The 16,422-nt window shown below is 47.0% G+C and carries 10 protein-coding genes; all 10 read right to left on the bottom strand.

Annotated elements, in window-relative coordinates:
• Positions 1-27: 27 nt before the first annotated feature.
• The 10 genes from CDZ87_RS05110 to hrpB all read right to left on the bottom strand — a co-directional run bounded on the left by CDZ87_RS05110 (position 28) and on the right by hrpB (position 16,370).
• A complete protein-coding gene (locus CDZ87_RS05110) occupies positions 28-1,059 on the bottom strand; it encodes an ABC transporter ATP-binding protein (RefSeq protein ID WP_100752483.1) in 1,032 nt (343 codons plus the stop codon).
• Positions 1,059-2,684, bottom strand: a complete 1,626-nt coding sequence (locus tag CDZ87_RS05115; RefSeq protein WP_100752484.1) for an ABC transporter permease — start codon at positions 2,682-2,684, stop codon at positions 1,059-1,061. The genes CDZ87_RS05110 and CDZ87_RS05115 overlap by 1 nt, the downstream gene beginning before the upstream one ends.
• A 164-nt stretch (positions 2,685-2,848) precedes the next feature.
• Positions 2,849-3,865: a Fe(3+) ABC transporter substrate-binding protein gene (locus tag CDZ87_RS05120; RefSeq protein ID WP_100752485.1), complete on the bottom strand. Its 1,017-nt coding sequence runs from the start codon at positions 3,863-3,865 to the stop codon at positions 2,849-2,851.
• Positions 3,866-4,025: 160 nt separating this feature from the next.
• Positions 4,026-5,255, bottom strand: a complete 1,230-nt coding sequence (locus CDZ87_RS05125; RefSeq protein WP_038173868.1) for an ammonium transporter — start codon at positions 5,253-5,255, stop codon at positions 4,026-4,028.
• A 26-nt stretch (positions 5,256-5,281) separates the two neighbouring features.
• A complete protein-coding gene (gene glnK, locus CDZ87_RS05130) occupies positions 5,282-5,620 on the bottom strand; it encodes a P-II family nitrogen regulator (protein ID WP_100752486.1) in 339 nt (112 codons plus the stop codon).
• Positions 5,621-5,806: 186 nt separating this feature from the next.
• Positions 5,807-6,178 carry a YacL family protein gene (locus tag CDZ87_RS05135; RefSeq protein WP_038173865.1) on the bottom strand — a complete coding sequence of 124 codons (372 nt, stop codon included), beginning with the start codon at positions 6,176-6,178 and terminating at the stop codon, positions 5,807-5,809.
• 126 nt (positions 6,179-6,304) lie between these two features.
• Positions 6,305-8,893 carry a bifunctional aconitate hydratase 2/2-methylisocitrate dehydratase gene (gene acnB, locus CDZ87_RS05140; RefSeq protein WP_100752487.1) on the bottom strand — a complete coding sequence of 863 codons (2,589 nt, stop codon included), beginning with the start codon at positions 8,891-8,893 and terminating at the stop codon, positions 6,305-6,307.
• Between the two features lie 296 nt (positions 8,894-9,189).
• On the bottom strand, positions 9,190-11,475 hold the full coding sequence (locus tag CDZ87_RS05145) for a patatin-like phospholipase family protein (protein ID WP_100752488.1): 2,286 nt from the start codon (positions 11,473-11,475) through the stop codon (positions 9,190-9,192).
• Positions 11,476-11,559: 84 nt separating this feature from the next.
• Positions 11,560-13,920, bottom strand: coding sequence for a penicillin-binding protein 1B (gene mrcB / locus CDZ87_RS05150; protein WP_100752489.1), 2,361 nt, complete (start codon positions 13,918-13,920; stop codon positions 11,560-11,562).
• Positions 13,917-16,370 (bottom strand): ATP-dependent helicase HrpB, encoded by a 2,454-nt coding sequence (hrpB, locus tag CDZ87_RS05155; protein ID WP_100752490.1) that lies wholly within the window; start codon positions 16,368-16,370, stop codon positions 13,917-13,919. The genes mrcB and hrpB overlap by 4 nt, the downstream gene beginning before the upstream one ends.
• Between the last annotated feature and the right edge of the window lie 52 nt (positions 16,371-16,422).

Consider the following 16,422-nt stretch of genomic DNA (forward strand, 5'->3'; position numbering starts at 1 on the left):
TTTTCTTCTTTGGCCAAAGCGTTTAACTTAAAACGCCAGCACGCCTTGAGTTTCGACTTTGACCGACACTTGTTGTCCTATCGTCAGAGGTTCTGGCGAACTGGCCAATAGACGTTTGCCACCCGCATCAATCACGTAACGACAATGATCGCCCATAAAATGCTGTTCTAGAACCGTGACACTGCTCTCTTCGGCGGCAGCAATCTGTACATGTTGGGGACGTAATAGTAATTCACATTGGCGGCCAATTTCGATGGTTTGCTGAGCTTTGGCTTCTATCGTGCCTAACTCAGTTTGGTATTCACCCGCCGAAAGTCGGGTCGCCGGAAGGTAGCTACCGCCACCAAGAAAGTCGGCGACGAATTTACTCGAAGGACGATAGTAGAGCTCACTGGCCGAACCATATTGCTCAATCACACCATGGTTCATTACCGCCATTTTGTCAGCAAAAGCGAACGCTTCTTCACGACTATGGGTAACAAAGATCGCGGTCACACCTTGGTTTTTAAAAATCTTGCGGATCTCGCCAATCAACTCATGACGAACTTGAGTGTCTATATTGGAAAACGGTTCATCCAGTAACAATAGATCGGGTTTGTAGGCTAAAGAGCGCGCAATGGCTACTCGTTGCTGCTGACCACCAGAGAGTTGATGCGGATAACGCTGTTCAAAACCGGCCAAATGAACCAAATCTAGCATCTCAGACACTTTTTTCAGTTTTTGCTCAGCGCTCATATCACGCAAACCAAAAGCTACGTTTTGCGCCACAGTCAAATGAGGGAAAAGCGCATAATCTTGGAAGATCATACCGATATTGCGCTGCTCTGGTGGTAACCAGTTGTCCCCATCATCAATCAACATGCAGTTGAGACTCATGGTGCCAGAACTTAATGGCAGCAGACCCGCGATCGCTTTCAACAATGTGGTTTTTCCACAACCACTGGCACCCAGCAGGCAAACAATTTCGCCCTGCTCCACTTCTAATGAGAGCGACTCAAGCACCGTTGTTTGTTGATCGTACTTGCAGGTCAAATTATTGATCGATAATGCACAGCTCATTAGTGGGAATGCTCCAGTGAACGGTTAACAATAACTAGCGGAATTAAGCCAACAAACACCAGCAGAACCGCCGGTAAGGCTGCAAGTTCAAGATGCTCGTCAGAGGCAAAGTTGTAAACATAAGTCGCGAGCGTTTCAAAGTTGAATGGACGCAAAAGCAAAGCGGCATTGAGCTCCTTCATTGATTCAATAAACACCAATAACCCAGCGATCAAGGCACCACGACGCACTAAGGGGAAATGAACTCGCCATAGCATGCGATTGCCATTACAGCCCATGGTGCGCGACGCCATATCCAGTGATGGTGATACTTTGCTTAAGCTACTTTCGATACTACCAATCGCGACTGCTGAAAAACGCACGACCATAGCAAAAATCAACGCAAACATTGAACCTGAGAAAATCAGTCCCGGCCTGCTCCACTGCATCGCTTTAGCGATATCGTTGACTAAATGATCCATAAACAGCACGGGAACCATCACACCAATCGCCAACACGGTTCCAGGCACCGCATAGCCCATCGACGATAAACGCATCATGGCTAAACTATAACGACTTGGCGATAAACGCTGACAAAAGTTGACAGTGATGGCAACCAAGACGGCAATTACTGCTGCGGTCAGCGAAACATAGAGGCTGTTTAACGCATATGCTCGGAACTCACCCGTCCAGCTTTGCGCGAAATATTTATAGGCGTAGATCAGTAACTGACCAAGAGGAAATAAGAAAGCAACGCAGACTAAGCCCCAACACCAAATTAAGGCTAACCACTTTTTCCAACCAGTGAGGTCATAGCGAAAATCTTCCCGGCTACTAAATTGGTTTTGAAATAGCTTTTGCTTACGGCGGCTATAACGCTCACTGCTGAGCAATACGATGACAACCACCAGCATAATGGCTGAAATTTTTGCTGCGGCAGTTAAGCTTGAATAACCGAGCCAAGTGTCGTACACCGCCGTCGTTAAGGTGTTGACGGCAAAATAACTCACGGTTCCGAAATCGCCTAAAGTTTCCATAGCAACTAAAGACAATCCGACCGCCACCGAAGGACGCACTAATGGTAATGAGATGCGGCGAAAGCTATCCCAAGGCGAGCACTTGAGTAATCTCGCTGATTGCAGCAAAGAGATGTTTTGCTCCATAAATGCTGCGCGGCATAACAAGTAGACATAGGGGTAAAGCACCAATGAAAGCACAATAATCGCGCCAGTGAGAGTGCGAATATCAGGAAACCAATACTCTCCCGCACTCCAACCAGTTAAATCCCGTAATAAGATTTGGATCGGGCCAGCAAAATCAAACCAGTCAGTAAAAATATAGCCAATAATATACGCCGGCATCGCCAATGGCAGCACCAAAGCCCATTGCAATACACGCTCACCTGGAACACGGCACATCGCCATCACCCAAGCTGCCGGAATCCCCAGTAACATTGATAACAACATGGTTCCGGTCACCAACACTAGGGTATTGAAGGCATAAGTCGGCATAACCGTTGACAGCAAATGAGCAAACAACTCATTTGTTTCGCCAACAGCAGTAGTGAATATAGCTAAGATCGGCAAAACCAGTAGCAGGGCTAGCGCTCCACTACTGGTTTTCCATAAGTAATTTTTTTCTTTCATCGCCTAAATACAACGAGGCTGTATGAAACATAAATGCGTTTGCAAATAAATCTCATATCCCTTTAATAGATTAAGGGTACTTATACCTGTATAAATCAATAACCTCAAGTCACCCTAGCAAAAGAGCGACTTGAGGCTATCTCAATTCAAGCTGTGAGTTTTGATTACAGATCAAACTTCACTTCGTCAAGCAGCTTGATGGCTGCTTCGTGATGTTCCGCGATTTCATCTAGAGAGATAGTATCCGCCTTGAAGTCCCCCCAAGACGCAACCAACTCAGAACGCTTAACCCCCTCTTTAACAGGGTATTCATAGTTTACTTCTGCGTATAGGCTTTGTGCAGCATCGTTTGATAGGAATTCCATCAACTTAACGGCATTGTCTTTGTTTGGTGCGTATTTCGCCATTGCCATACCAGAGATGTTAACGTGCGTACCTGTGGTCTCTTGGTTAGGGAAGTTAATGTATACCGCGTCAGCCCACGCTTTTTGCTCCGCGTCGTTAACCATCTTACCTAGATAGTAACTATTACCCAAAGACACATCACATAGACCTTCTTTGATCGCTTTCACTTGTCCGCGGTCATTACCTTGAGGTTTACGGGCTAAATTAGCCTTAACACCTTCTAGCCACTGCTTGGTTTCAGCTTTACCTTCGTGAGCAATCATCGATGAAACCAAGGAGACGTTGTATGGGTGCTTACCACTACGAGTACAGATTTTTCCTTTGAATTCAGGCTTGGCTAGATCAGCGTAAGTAAAATCGGCACCTAAACGACCAACACGATCACGCGAAGAGTAAACGCTACGTGTACGCGTAGTTAGTGCAAACCACTCATTGTTGGTGGCTTGGTATTGTGCTGGGATATTTTCCTCAAGCACTTCACTGTCAACGGCTTGAACTAGACCTTTTTCAGTCAGTTCAGAAAGACGAATGATATCAACGGTTAGAAGCACATCTGCTGGACTGTATTCACCCTCTTGAGCTAGCTTTTCAGCTAAACCTGTTTTGGCAAACTTAACGTTTACTTTAATGCCGGTCTCTTTGGTAAATTCGTTAAGCATGGGCTCAATAAGGAAAGGCTGACGATAAGAGTATACGTTCACTTCTTCTGCAGCGATGGCTGCGCTAGGTGCAATTGATGCACAAACTAAAGCAGAAAGAGTTAGCAGATTTTTCATTGGTGCAATCCTTTAATATCGAAATGATAATGTCTATCAGTTGCGTTATTATATTCATCTGGGTTTTGAAAACAATGATGTGACACAAAAAAACCTGCTTATTCGAGCAGGTTTTTATCACTTTCTTTGTAACTAAATGTTAGGTCATATTTAAAGTAAATTACTTAACCGTAACAAATTCAGGGTACGCACCGACACCACAGTCATGCATATCCATACCTTCCATCTCTTCGTCTTCTGTAACACGGATACCCATGGTTGCTTTCAATACCGCCCAAACCACTAGACTTGCTCCGAATACCCAAGCAAAGATAACTGCCGCACCGAGAAGCTGAGCACCAAAGCTAGCATCACCATTACTTAGTGGCACCACCATCAGGCCAAAGAAGCCACATACACCGTGCACTGAGATTGCACCTACTGGATCGTCAATCTTAAGCTTGTCTAGACCGATGATACTAAACACCACTAGCGCACCAGACACACAGCCAATCGCGACAGCATAAAGTGGTGATGGTGATAGTGGGTCTGCGGTAATCGCGACCAGACCAGCCAAGGCACCGTTCAAAATCATGGTTAAATCAGCTTTGCCCCAAGTGGTCTTACACACCAACAACGCTGCAATCGCACCAGCGGCTGCCGCCGCATTAGTGTTAAGGAAGATTTGACCGACTGCCGTTGCGTTTTCGAAGTCAGAAACCATCAACTGAGAACCGCCGTTAAAACCAAACCAACCGAACCACAAGATGAAAGTACCTAACGTCGCCAGTGGCATGTTAGAACCAGGAATCGGGTAGATTTCGCCATTCTTACCGTATTTGCCTTTACGAGCACCAAGTAAGATAACCCCCGCTAACGCCGCCGCAGCACCAGCCATATGAACAATACCTGAACCAGCGAAGTCACTAAAGCCTGCTTCCGATAGGAAACCGCCACCCCAAGTCCAGTAGCCTTCCATTGGGTAGATAAATCCAGTCAGTACCACAGAGAAAATCAGGAATGACCACAGCTTCATACGCTCAGCAACCGCACCCGATACGACTGACATCGCTGTCGCAACGAACACGACCTGGAAGAAGAAATCTGATTCTAGTGAGTGATCGGCGCCTTCACCTTGGGTGCCAATCAGCGCACCAAAAGAAGGTAGCCAACCGCCTGAGCCGTTATCGACATACATGATGTTGTAACCCACAACCAAGTACATAGTACAAGCAATGGCGTACAAGCAGACGTTTTTGGTTAAGATCTCCGTGGTATTCTTTGAGCGAACTAAGCCTGCTTCTAACATTGCGAAACCGGCTGCCATCCACATCACTAACGCACCTGAAATGAGAAAGAAAAAAGTGTCTAGTGCGTAACGTAATTCTGTTACCGTCGTTGTTAATTCCATTTTATTGTCTCCAATCCTTTGAATTCTTAAAGCGCTTCATTGTCCATTTCGCCGGTACGAATACGTACTGCTTGACTGAGGTCGTAAACAAAGATTTTGCCATCACCAATTTTGCCAGTGTGGGCCGCCTTTGATATAGCGTCGATAACGCGGTCTACGTTTTCAGCCTGTGTAGCGATTTCCAATTTCACTTTCGGTAGAAAGTCGACTTGGTACTCCGCTCCACGGTAAAGCTCGGTATGACCTTTTTGACGGCCAAAACCTTTAACTTCCGACACTGTCATCCCCTCGATACCAACATCGGCGAGAGCCTCACGTACATCATCCAATTTGAACGGTTTGATAATTGCATTTATAAGTTTCATCGTATCCTCTCTGAAGCTGTCATCCTTTTGTTCTATATAATCCAAGGTACGTGCCAACTTTTTAACTTATTGATTTATATAAAAACAACAAGTTTTCAATGCGCAGAAACCAATAAGGCGCACCAAAAGGGTGCGCCTTATTCACAAATTTAAAGCAGTCCTGCCTGACTTCACCATATAAGTGCATTATCGGGTGGTCAAAAAGGTCTTCCACTGTACGATAAGGTCATCAAAGTCTTCGATTCCACAACAAGCGGTACTTTCGCAATCGTAAAAGTCAAACTCACTTTCAAGTTCCACTTGGCTATCATGGCTGAGTACATTTTCTTGAACGGTTACTTCATCTCCATGAATAGTAAGAGATATTTCAGCGCCATATAGATTGAACTCTTGCTGTGGTGCACATTTAGCTTGTTGAGCCAACGCCTCAACTTGCTCAATCTTGCACCAATCTTTACCAATTTCTTCTTGCAGCCAACGAGCGATGATTTCATGCCCCATACTGGACTTGACGTAATATTCGCCCATCAAGGTATTTCTAATAAACTCAAATTCCATCGTGCTACTCGTGGGTTGCAAAAAAATAGGACGCGAGTATATCGCCAAGAGCGAACAAGTACAAAATCACGAGATAAAAAAACGCCTACTCATGAGTAGGCGTTTCGTTAGACGTTGACAACCAAATTACGCTGGTTCTTGGAAAATCACTTGGTCGGCTTTCTTAGTGTACTGCTCCATACGATGGAAGTTGAGGTAACGGTAGGTATCGGCTGCCGTTGCATCGATCTGCTTCATGTAAGCGAGATACTCATCTTTAGTTGGGATCTTACCAAGAATTGCACCAACGGCTGAAAGTTCAGCTGAAGCCAAATACACATTTGCTCCCGTACCTAAACGGTTAGGGAAGTTACGCGTTGAAGTCGACATCACTGTCGATTTATCAGCAACACGCGCTTGGTTACCCATACACAGTGAACACCCTGGCGTTTCGATACGAACCCCAGCGCGACCATAGATGCCGTAATAACCTTCTTCAGTAAGCTGATCACGGTCCATCTTGGTTGGTGGAGCGACCCACAAACGAGTATCAAGCTGGCCATTGAACTTCTCGAGCAATTTACCTGCAGCGCGGAAATGACCAATATTGGTCATACATGAACCAATAAAGACTTCATCAATTTGAGTACCTTGAACGTCAGACAATAGACGCGCATCATCAGGATCGTTTGGCGCACATAAGATTGGCTCATTGATTTCAGCAAGATCAATCTCGATAACATGCGCGTACTCTGCATCTTTATCCGCTTCCATCAACTCAGGGTTTGCCAACCACTCTTGCATTGCGGCAATACGGCGTTCGATAGTACGGCGGTCACCGTAACCTTCCGCAATCATCCACTTAAGCATGGTGATGTTTGAATTGAGGTACTCTTCAACGGACTCTTGAGACAGTTTAACCGCACAACCGGCGGCACTACGCTCTGCTGAGGCGTCTGAAAGCTCAAACGCTTGCTCAACCGTTAAGTGCTCAACCCCTTCAATTTCAAGCACGCGGCCTGAGAACTCATTGATTTTACCGGCTTTCTCTACCGTTAACAGACCTTGCTTAATGCCGTAATATGGGATGGCATGAACGAGATCACGCAGGGTAATACCTGGCTGCATTTTGCCTTTGAAGCGCACCAGAATTGACTCTGGCATATCCAATGGCATCACACCAGTCGCGGCGGCAAACGCAACCAAACCAGAGCCTGCAGGGAACGAAATACCGAGAGGGAAACGAGTGTGTGAGTCACCACCAGTACCGACCGTATCAGGCAGAAGCATACGGTTTAGCCATGAGTGGATAACACCATCACCTGGACGCAATGACACGCCGCCACGATTCATAATGAAATCAGGTAGGGTATGGTGTGTATTCACATCCACTGGTTTTGGGTAAGCCGATGTGTGGCAGAATGATTGCATCACTAGATCTGCTGAGAAACCTAGACATGCTAAATCTTTCAGTTCATCACGCGTCATAGGGCCGGTTGTGTCTTGAGAACCAACAGTGGTCATCTTTGGTTCACAATACTGGCCTGCACGAACACCTACTACGCCACACGCTTTGCCGACCATTTTCTGTGCCAGTGTGTAACCTTTTTCAGAGGCTAAAGGATCCGTAGGTTTGGCAAACAGATCGGTTTCTTCCAATCCCAGAGAGGCACGAGCGCGACCCGTTAAGCCGCGACCAATAATCAAAGGAATACGACCACCAGCACGGACTTCATCTAGCAGTACACTGCTCAATTTGAAGCTTGAAATCTCAGCGCCGCCTTTACGTACCACACCTTCGTACGGGTAAATGTCGATAACATCACCCATATGCATGTCTTGAACATTCAGTTCAATCGGCAATGCTCCTGAGTCTTCCATTGTGTTGTAGAAGATTGGTGCGATCTTTCCACCAAGACAGATACCGCCTGTGCGCTTGTTAGGTACATAAGGAATATCATCCCCCATAAACCAAAGCACTGAGTTAGTGGCTGATTTACGTGAAGAGCCCGTGCCGACAACATCACCAACATAAGCCAGTGGGATGCCATCTTTTTGCAGTTGTTCAATTTGGCTAATTGGACCAACGCTACCTGGTTGATCTGGGTTGATACCTTCACGCTCCATCTTCAGCATCGCTTTCGCATGGACTGGAATATCAGGACGTGACCAAGCATCAGGCGCTGGAGATAAGTCATCGGTGTTGGTTTCACCGGTCACTTTAAATACTTTTACGGTGATTTTTTCCGCGACTTTTTCTTTCGAGGTAAACCACTCGGCATCAGCCCAAGATTGCAGCACTTTTTGTGCATGGGCATTGCCTGCTTTCGCTTTTTCTTCTACATCGAAGAATGCATCAAACATCAGTAGAGTATGAGACAAGGCTTTAACTGCGATAGGTGCTAACGCCTCATCATCGAGCAGACTAACCAGCGGTTGAATATTGTAACCACCTTGCATGGTGCCGAGCAATTCAGCAGCTTTTTCACGACTGACTAGTGGTGATTCCACTTCACCTTTTGTCAGCGCAGTTAAGAAACCCGCTTTAACATAAGCGGCTTCATCAACACCTGGTGGGATTCGGTTCTCTAATAGGTCAAGAATAAAGGCTTCTTCACCTTGTGGGGGATTTTTGAGAAGTTCAACTAGGCCGGCGACTTGCTCAGCATCTAGTGGTTTAGGAACAACTCCTTCAGCAGCACGCTCTTCGACGTGTTTACGGTAGGCTTCAAGCACGACTTTTTCCTCTCATTGCGGTTCCTCCCTTTTATTACTCGTTATTGATAAAATAGGGAGTGAACATCCTTGGAAACTTGGCTCTCCATGCCGTATTTTTCAGTCAATGCTGATTGAGAAACAGTGCCAGAGAGGCCAAACTGTGGGCAATAGGATAGCAAATTTAACCTTAAATTAAAATCTCATCACTTTGACCAACATAGCAACTTAAGACTAAAGTTCTATGATTTTGTTTATAAGATCCGTTCATTTACCACCAAATAAGACACCCCAATGCCACGTTCGTCAACCGCATATTATTTGAATGTCGTACCAATAATAAGGTAAAACGAATCGAAGTTTTGCTCAGTCCGACCATAACCCAACATGACAGGACCAATCGGTGAATCGACTCCAGCAAACAATGAGCCGGCAGCATACAGCGGCGCTTCTTCTATTTTGATATCAGGGTCAGACCATACGCCGCCATACTCTAACGATGCTCCAACATAGAAAGGGGACTCAAACAAGCCAAAATCATTGTCAAACCAACGATAACGATACACCAATCGACCAAAGACTTTATTCTGACCAATCAAACTATTTCGAGGGATGCCTGAAAGGTTCAAAAATCCACCAATTTCTTGTGGATCAATCGGCAGTGATGACTTTTTACTTTTAACAACGCCTAAATCGATATTTGCGACCAAAGTATGGCGCGAAAAGGTATGAGCGGCGATCATTTTAGCGCCCATCTCATAAGAGGTATCTTCCCCCAGGTCATCAATCAGAGCACTATAACCAACGCTATCATCGTGTGAGATCAAATAATCAAGGTCAAGATAGAAACCTTTACGCGGAAAACTATAGTTATCGAGTGTATCGACACGGTAATTGGCAAAAGCACCTAAACGTTTAAATTGTACATCCCCTAGACTTGGCAGGGTCGAGAATTGCCCTTCACCATCACTATAACGCGCACCAATCTTAAAGCGGCGCCATAAGGTATCTTGATAACCCAGCGCCCACTCCGTTTCCCATTTATTGAATGTCACTGGGAAGTAGTTTTTTGTCGCCTCAAGGCTGGTGTCATCAAAGCCTGAAATTGGTGCATTTCGCTTCTCATTATGGTAGGTGACCCTCAGTGAGGTGAAGGTTTTTTGACTAGAAAAAAAAGGCGAGTGAAACTCGGCCTCAATCAGCTTATCAGTACCCATTTCAAGATTCGTTCTTAACTCTGCGCCATGGCTATTGAGATCAGTAAAATTGCTCGACACTCCAATCGAATATTGGCTATCGGTGCTAAAGTCATCTTCAAGGAAAAAACGAAAATTTACGTAGTTTGGCCCCCAAGATTTCTCATCGACATCAATTACCAAGCTGTCTTGACCATCAATAATGTCATAGCGATAAGTGACTAATTCGAAACGGTCTAAGGCGTATAAATCTTGAACACTTTGTTCAACTTGTTCTAGGCTGTACTGTTTGCCCGCTGATAAATCCAAACGGTTTTCTAGTAGTTTTTGCGAGTAGTGAGTGTGGTTATTAATGATGATTTTTTCGACACGAATTTCGTCCCCATAACGAAGTTGACGCCGACTCTCTTCTTTAGCATCAATATAATCTTGATATTGAGCAGAAGAGAGACTGATGGCGGCTAACTGTGCTTTATGTGCCATCGCCGTTTGATAACCCTTAACGAACGCTTGCGGCATCCTATCAAACTCGGTGGTTTCCATATCCCCGACTTCAGGGCGTAAAAATATATCCTTGTCGCTCAATAAGTTTGCTTGGCGGTTGCTGGTACTGCGAACCAAATAGTTTGACAGTTGGTCGGCCACCGTCAAGAAGGTATTAAAGTCCTCTTCACTTTTGTATTCGGTACTTATATCGACGGCAATAATAATGTCTGCGCCAAGTTCGAGTGCAATATCAACTGGCATATTGTTAGTCACACCGCCATCGACCAACAGACGCCCATCGAGTTTATAAGGCGGTAATGCGCCTGGCACAGACATACTCGCCATCATGGCATCAATCAAATAGCCCTTGTCGAGGATCACAGGTTCTAGTGCAATGATGTCAGTCGCAACCGAACGATATTGGATGGCGAGTTGGTCAAAAGAGTCAAACGGCGGTAAGTTCCCAGTGGTTTCACGCAATAACTTAAGCATGCCCTGCCCCAGAACCAGACCGCGCTTACCTTTAATTCCTCCCCAACCGAGTCCTAGGTCCGTTGTCAGTTGATACCTGTCTTCATACTCTTTGTCTTGTACTCTGCGCTGACTGCGGTCAACTCGGTCGCGATAACCACTATTCCAATCAACCGTTTCGATAAACGACTCAATTTCACTCGCACTCATTCCTGTCGCATATAAACCACCGACATAAGCCCCCATACTGGTGCCCGTAATAATGTCGACAGGAATTTTGAGTTCCTCTAAGGCTTTTAGAACACCGATATGCGCCGCACCTTTAGCACCACCGCCCGCCAGTACCACGGCAATTTTAGGACGAGACTCTGTTTCTGTCTTGCTGACAGTGGCCGCATTTAGCGCACTACTGGCGATAAGACACAACAATATACCTATCCGTTTCCTCACGATAACGATCCTTTTTCTCGCCGAATGACTGTTTATACTGAACGCGGACTACGCGGTAAAGCACTAATATTCAACATAATAACATTACCAACTAAATAGCTTCTTCAACCACGGTTTAGGTTGGTTATCACATTGCTGTTGCAGAGCGTTATTAACGTCCCAAACTGGCAATGTGAATTCACTCCCACACTTGAGACTTAAGCTACCTTGCGTGGTTGGTGCAAAACCAAGAGTGCTTATTCCTTGCGGCCAAGGCAGAGATAACTTCTCAGGAATACGATGCTTGAGGTACTCCGCATACACACGTAGCGCGCCACTTGAACCGGTCAGTTTGGTCGACTTGTTATCATCACGTCCAAGCCAGATCGTCGTCACTTCACGACCATCAACGCCAACAAACCAACTGTCTCGGGTATCATTACTGGTACCCGTTTTTCCCGCTAGCGCCGCCCATGCGAATTGGTTATTTAGGTAGCGTCCTGTCCCTTCCATCACCCCACGTTTCATAGCATAGGTTGTCAGCCAAGCCGCTTGCTGATCAACGGTTTGGGTTGCTCTTGGCAGAGATTGATAAAGAATATTACCGTCGAGATCAATCACCGAGCGCAGCGCAGATAGCTCGGCACGTTGACCTGAGTTAGTCAGAGTTTGATACATCTGCGCCACTTGAAATGGCGTCAGGGTAAACGAACCTAAAAACATCGAAGGCACTGGGCTAATTTCATTTTCATCGACACCCAATCGCTCTAGTGTTTTGACCACATTAGCAATTCCTACCTGCATCCCCAGTTCAACAGTAGGCACATTGAGCGATTTAGCTAATGCGAGATAAAGCGGCACATCACCACGGAACTTTCGATCGTAATTACGCGGCGACCAGACATCCCCCTTGCTGCCTTTAAGGCTTATCGGCTTATCGTGTAACGTTGTGGCTAAATTATATTTCTCTGGCTGCTGTAATGCCGTGAGATAGACAGCAGGCTTAGCTAGCGAGCCAATTTGGCGACGAGCATTAAGCGCCCGATTAAAACCATCGTAGCCAGTACGCTTCCCCCCCACCATTGCGCGGATCTCACCGCTGTGACGATCCACGGCTACCGCGGCACCTTCGAGAGCCTTCCCTGCCACACTGGCTAATTGAGGGATCTTATTGGCCAATGCGCGCTCAAGTTGCTGCTGCGAGACAGGGTCCAGAGAGGTAAACACACGTAGCCCGCTATCCGCCTGAAAAACATCACCGACTTTCTGTTTTAGCTCGATACTAACCTGTTGAAAATAGGCCGGCTGACGACTCGCGGTTCGAGGATTATCTTGAATATCGAGCGGACGACTCGCCGCCATATCATAGTCGCGAGCGGTTAGGATGTCGTGCTGCATCATCAACCGTAACACAAGATCGCGGCGCTGCTTTGCGCGTTCAGGAAAACGCACAGGGTTGTAATAAGATGGTCCTTTAACCATCCCAACGAGCAGAGCAAGTTGGTCAATACGTAGCTCTTGAATCGGTTGACCAAAATAGAATCGCGCGGCTAATCCAAAGCCATGAATCGCTTGGCCTTGACTTTGGCCAAGGTACACTTCATTAAGATAGGCCTCGAGAATACGATCTTTGCTGTAACGATAATCCAAAATCAGCGCAATATAAGCTTCACGTATTTTACGCCATAAGGTTCGGTCACTAGAGAGAAACAGGTTTTTCGCCAATTGCTGGGTTAAGGTGCTGCCCCCTTGTACCGTGCGTCCCGCTTTAATGTTCGCCACCATCGCACGTGCAATGGCTAACGGTGACACTCCATCATGCTGATAAAAATGGCGGTCCTCGGTGACCAATAGCGCATCAACGATCATTTCTGGAAATTGATCGCGACGCAAAAAAAGACGTTGCTCACCTTGGTTTTTCTCTAGCATGCCAAGCATCTTAGGTTCAATACGCAGGTAACCTAACTCCCCTCGTTGTTCTAGCGATTGAATGCGCTCTATCCCCGAAGAAGAGAAGTGCAGCATCACGCGGCGATCAGGCTCAGGCCCATCACTAAATTCAAACGGACGACGGATCAGCTCAATTTTCGTTGCAGAAGATGAGTACTCTCCTGGGTAATGAGGTTGACGTACCTTGCGATAGTTAAGTACATCCAACTCGTTACGCACTTCTTGAATACTGATGCTATCACCGGGCGCCAAATTAAGAATCCGTGCATAAACCACGGTCGGCAGATCAAACAGTTGCCCTTCAAAGCGTTGCTTCACGACGCTATCTAGGTAAATCCCCACCACGACGAGTATCGCGAACACCGCCAAACCGAGCTTCCAAGCGACACTCCACAGGGTTTTAAACCAGCGGCGTTGCGGCGACTTGGTGGCACGTTTTGTTGATGATGCACGAGGTTTACGCGGCGCTTTTTTGGTCGTATTCGCTTTGTTATTACTGGTGTTTTTCTTGGTCATTTGTCTAACTGTCGCTTGGTTTTAGTCGTGGCGGTATGGTTGGCTGGGTCATCAGGCCAAACATGCTTGGGATAACGGCCCTTCATCTCTTTTTGCACTTCTCGGTAAGCACCAGCCCAAAAGCTGGCTAAGTCGAGAGTCACTTGCAATGGCCTTTGCGCGGGAGATAGCAGCTCAAGTACTAAACGTTTACGACCTTGAGCAATCTCCGGAGAGCTTTGCTCGCCAAACACTTCTTGAAGACGAACCGATAACACGGGCTCTTGGCCTTGTTGATAACGAATTTTCTTGTTGCTACCTGTCGGTAATTGATAATGCGTTGGCAGCCACTGATTAATCTGTTGGTTTAACGGCCACTCCAAATACGCGAGCAATGCTGCGTGTAAATCCACCTTGGTTAACGCCTTGGCTGAATTAATGCCGTTTAAGTAGGGAGCTAACCACTGTTCTAAATGATCAAGTAACCCTTGCTCATCAAGCTCTGGCCATGATTGCTCTGGCAACCACTCACGCCCACAACGTAATCGTTCGAGCAGCTCGCGGCTATTTGGCGTCCAATGTAATACACTCAGCCCCTTACGACGAATATAGTTAAGTAAAGCTTGAGTCATTTTTTCGCTAGAGGGCTCCGGCAAGGCTTTGCGCTCGATAACCAGTCGGCCGAGCTTAGTCTGCTGCTCTGCCACTAAGCGCCCCTTGTGTTCATCCCAATCCACGACCTGTACGCTGTCAAACAACGCTGGAAAGCGCGTTTGCAAAACAGCGATATCCACGTCGATCGCGCTAAAAATCATTGAAGAATCAGAGTGACTACGCATCAGATCCAGCACGACTAGATAATCACTCGCGGCTAACTTTTCACTGTCTTGCAGTTCGGCGCCATGACCATTAGCCAAAACAAAGCGGCCCAATTGATTAGATCGAGCCTGAGCAATGCGGTCGGGGAAGGCGAGCGCCAATAGCCAAGCGACCGCCCCTTCATCCACCTCGCAAAGACGAAATTGCACGCCCATCCGACGGGCTAAATTCTGGACTCGCACCAAAACGAGCTTTTGTCGGTTGTGCTGCCCCTGTTTAAAGCGTTGTACACTATGGACAAAATTGATCATCTGTCGCTCAGGCTCTTCCAGTAAAGCCGCCACGGCCAACGCGGTGGTTACCGCTTCACCCGCCTTAGCTAGCATCGCTGACATTCGTGGCTCAAGCCCTAGCTGGCCCGCTAATTTTCCTGCATCACTGAGTGAACCTTTCGCATCGAATAAGCCAAGCTGGGTCAATAAACCACGCGCTTGATTGACAGCGGCAGAAGCAGGGGCATCGAGCCAAGACAATTCGCTCGGGTCTTGTGCTCCCCACTGTGCTAACTCCATCACTAAATTAGCTAAATCACTATGCAAAATCTCTGGCTGGGGCACATAGGGTTGCTGCGCTAACTGGCTTTCACTGTACAAACGCACACACAAACCCGGCTCAACTCGGCCCGCTCGCCCGGCGCGCTGCTCAGCCGAAGATTGCGCAATACGCACCTGATCCAATCGAGTCACACCACTTTTAAGATCAAATTTGGCCACCCGTTCATAACCACAATCCACCACCAGACGAATCCCTTCGATGGTCAATGAGGTTTCAGCAATGTTGGTCGCAAGCACCACTTTCCTCTTCCCGGCAGGGGCAGGCAAAATGGCCGCTTGTTGCTGGGCAAAGTCTAATTGACCGTAGAGTGGGCAAACCTCAATGTCTGCGCTTAAACCATCAAGTCGTTGTGCAACCCGTTTAATTGCCGCAACCCCTGGAAGAAACGCCAGCAGCGATCCAGACTCACTGGCCATCAAGCTCAGTATCTGCTTGGCCATTAACGCCTCTAAGCGCTGGTTGGGCGATGGCGTCACATAGCGATACGTCACCGGGTAGCTGCGACCTTGTGATTCAATGTAGTGCGCCTGCGGCATCAAACGAGACAAGGCGTGTTGATCGAGCGTTGCCGACATCACCACCAATTTCAGATCATCACGCAGAGCCTCTTGGATTTCTAAACAAAAGGCCAATGCCGTATCGGCATGAATGCTACGTTCATGAAACTCGTCAAAGATCACCACATCAATGCCTGTTAGCTCTGGATCCGACTGGATCATTCGAGTCAGCACCCCTTCCGTGACGATCTCAAGCTGCGTGTCATGACTGACCCGGTTTTCCCCACGCACTCGATAACCAACGCGCTGACCGACGCTCTCTCCCAACTGCGTAGCCAAATAAAGAGCAATATTACGCGCGGCTAATCTTCTTGGCTCAAGCATGATTATCTTACCTACGACTACCTTTTGCTTGAGCAGTTGCAACGGAAAGTAAGTTGACTTGCCGGCGCCGGGCGCCGCTTTTAGGATCAATTGCGAGCAAGTGCGGACAGCAGAAATCAACTCTGATATCACGCCTTCAATAGGCAGTTGTGACAATGGAGGAACCTTGTGGTGTAATAATGGAAATATTGTACATAAAAACAGTAGC

Source organism: Vibrio salilacus, from assembly GCF_002811245.1.
In the GTDB taxonomy this organism is placed as follows: domain Bacteria; phylum Pseudomonadota; class Gammaproteobacteria; order Enterobacterales; family Vibrionaceae; genus Vibrio; species Vibrio salilacus.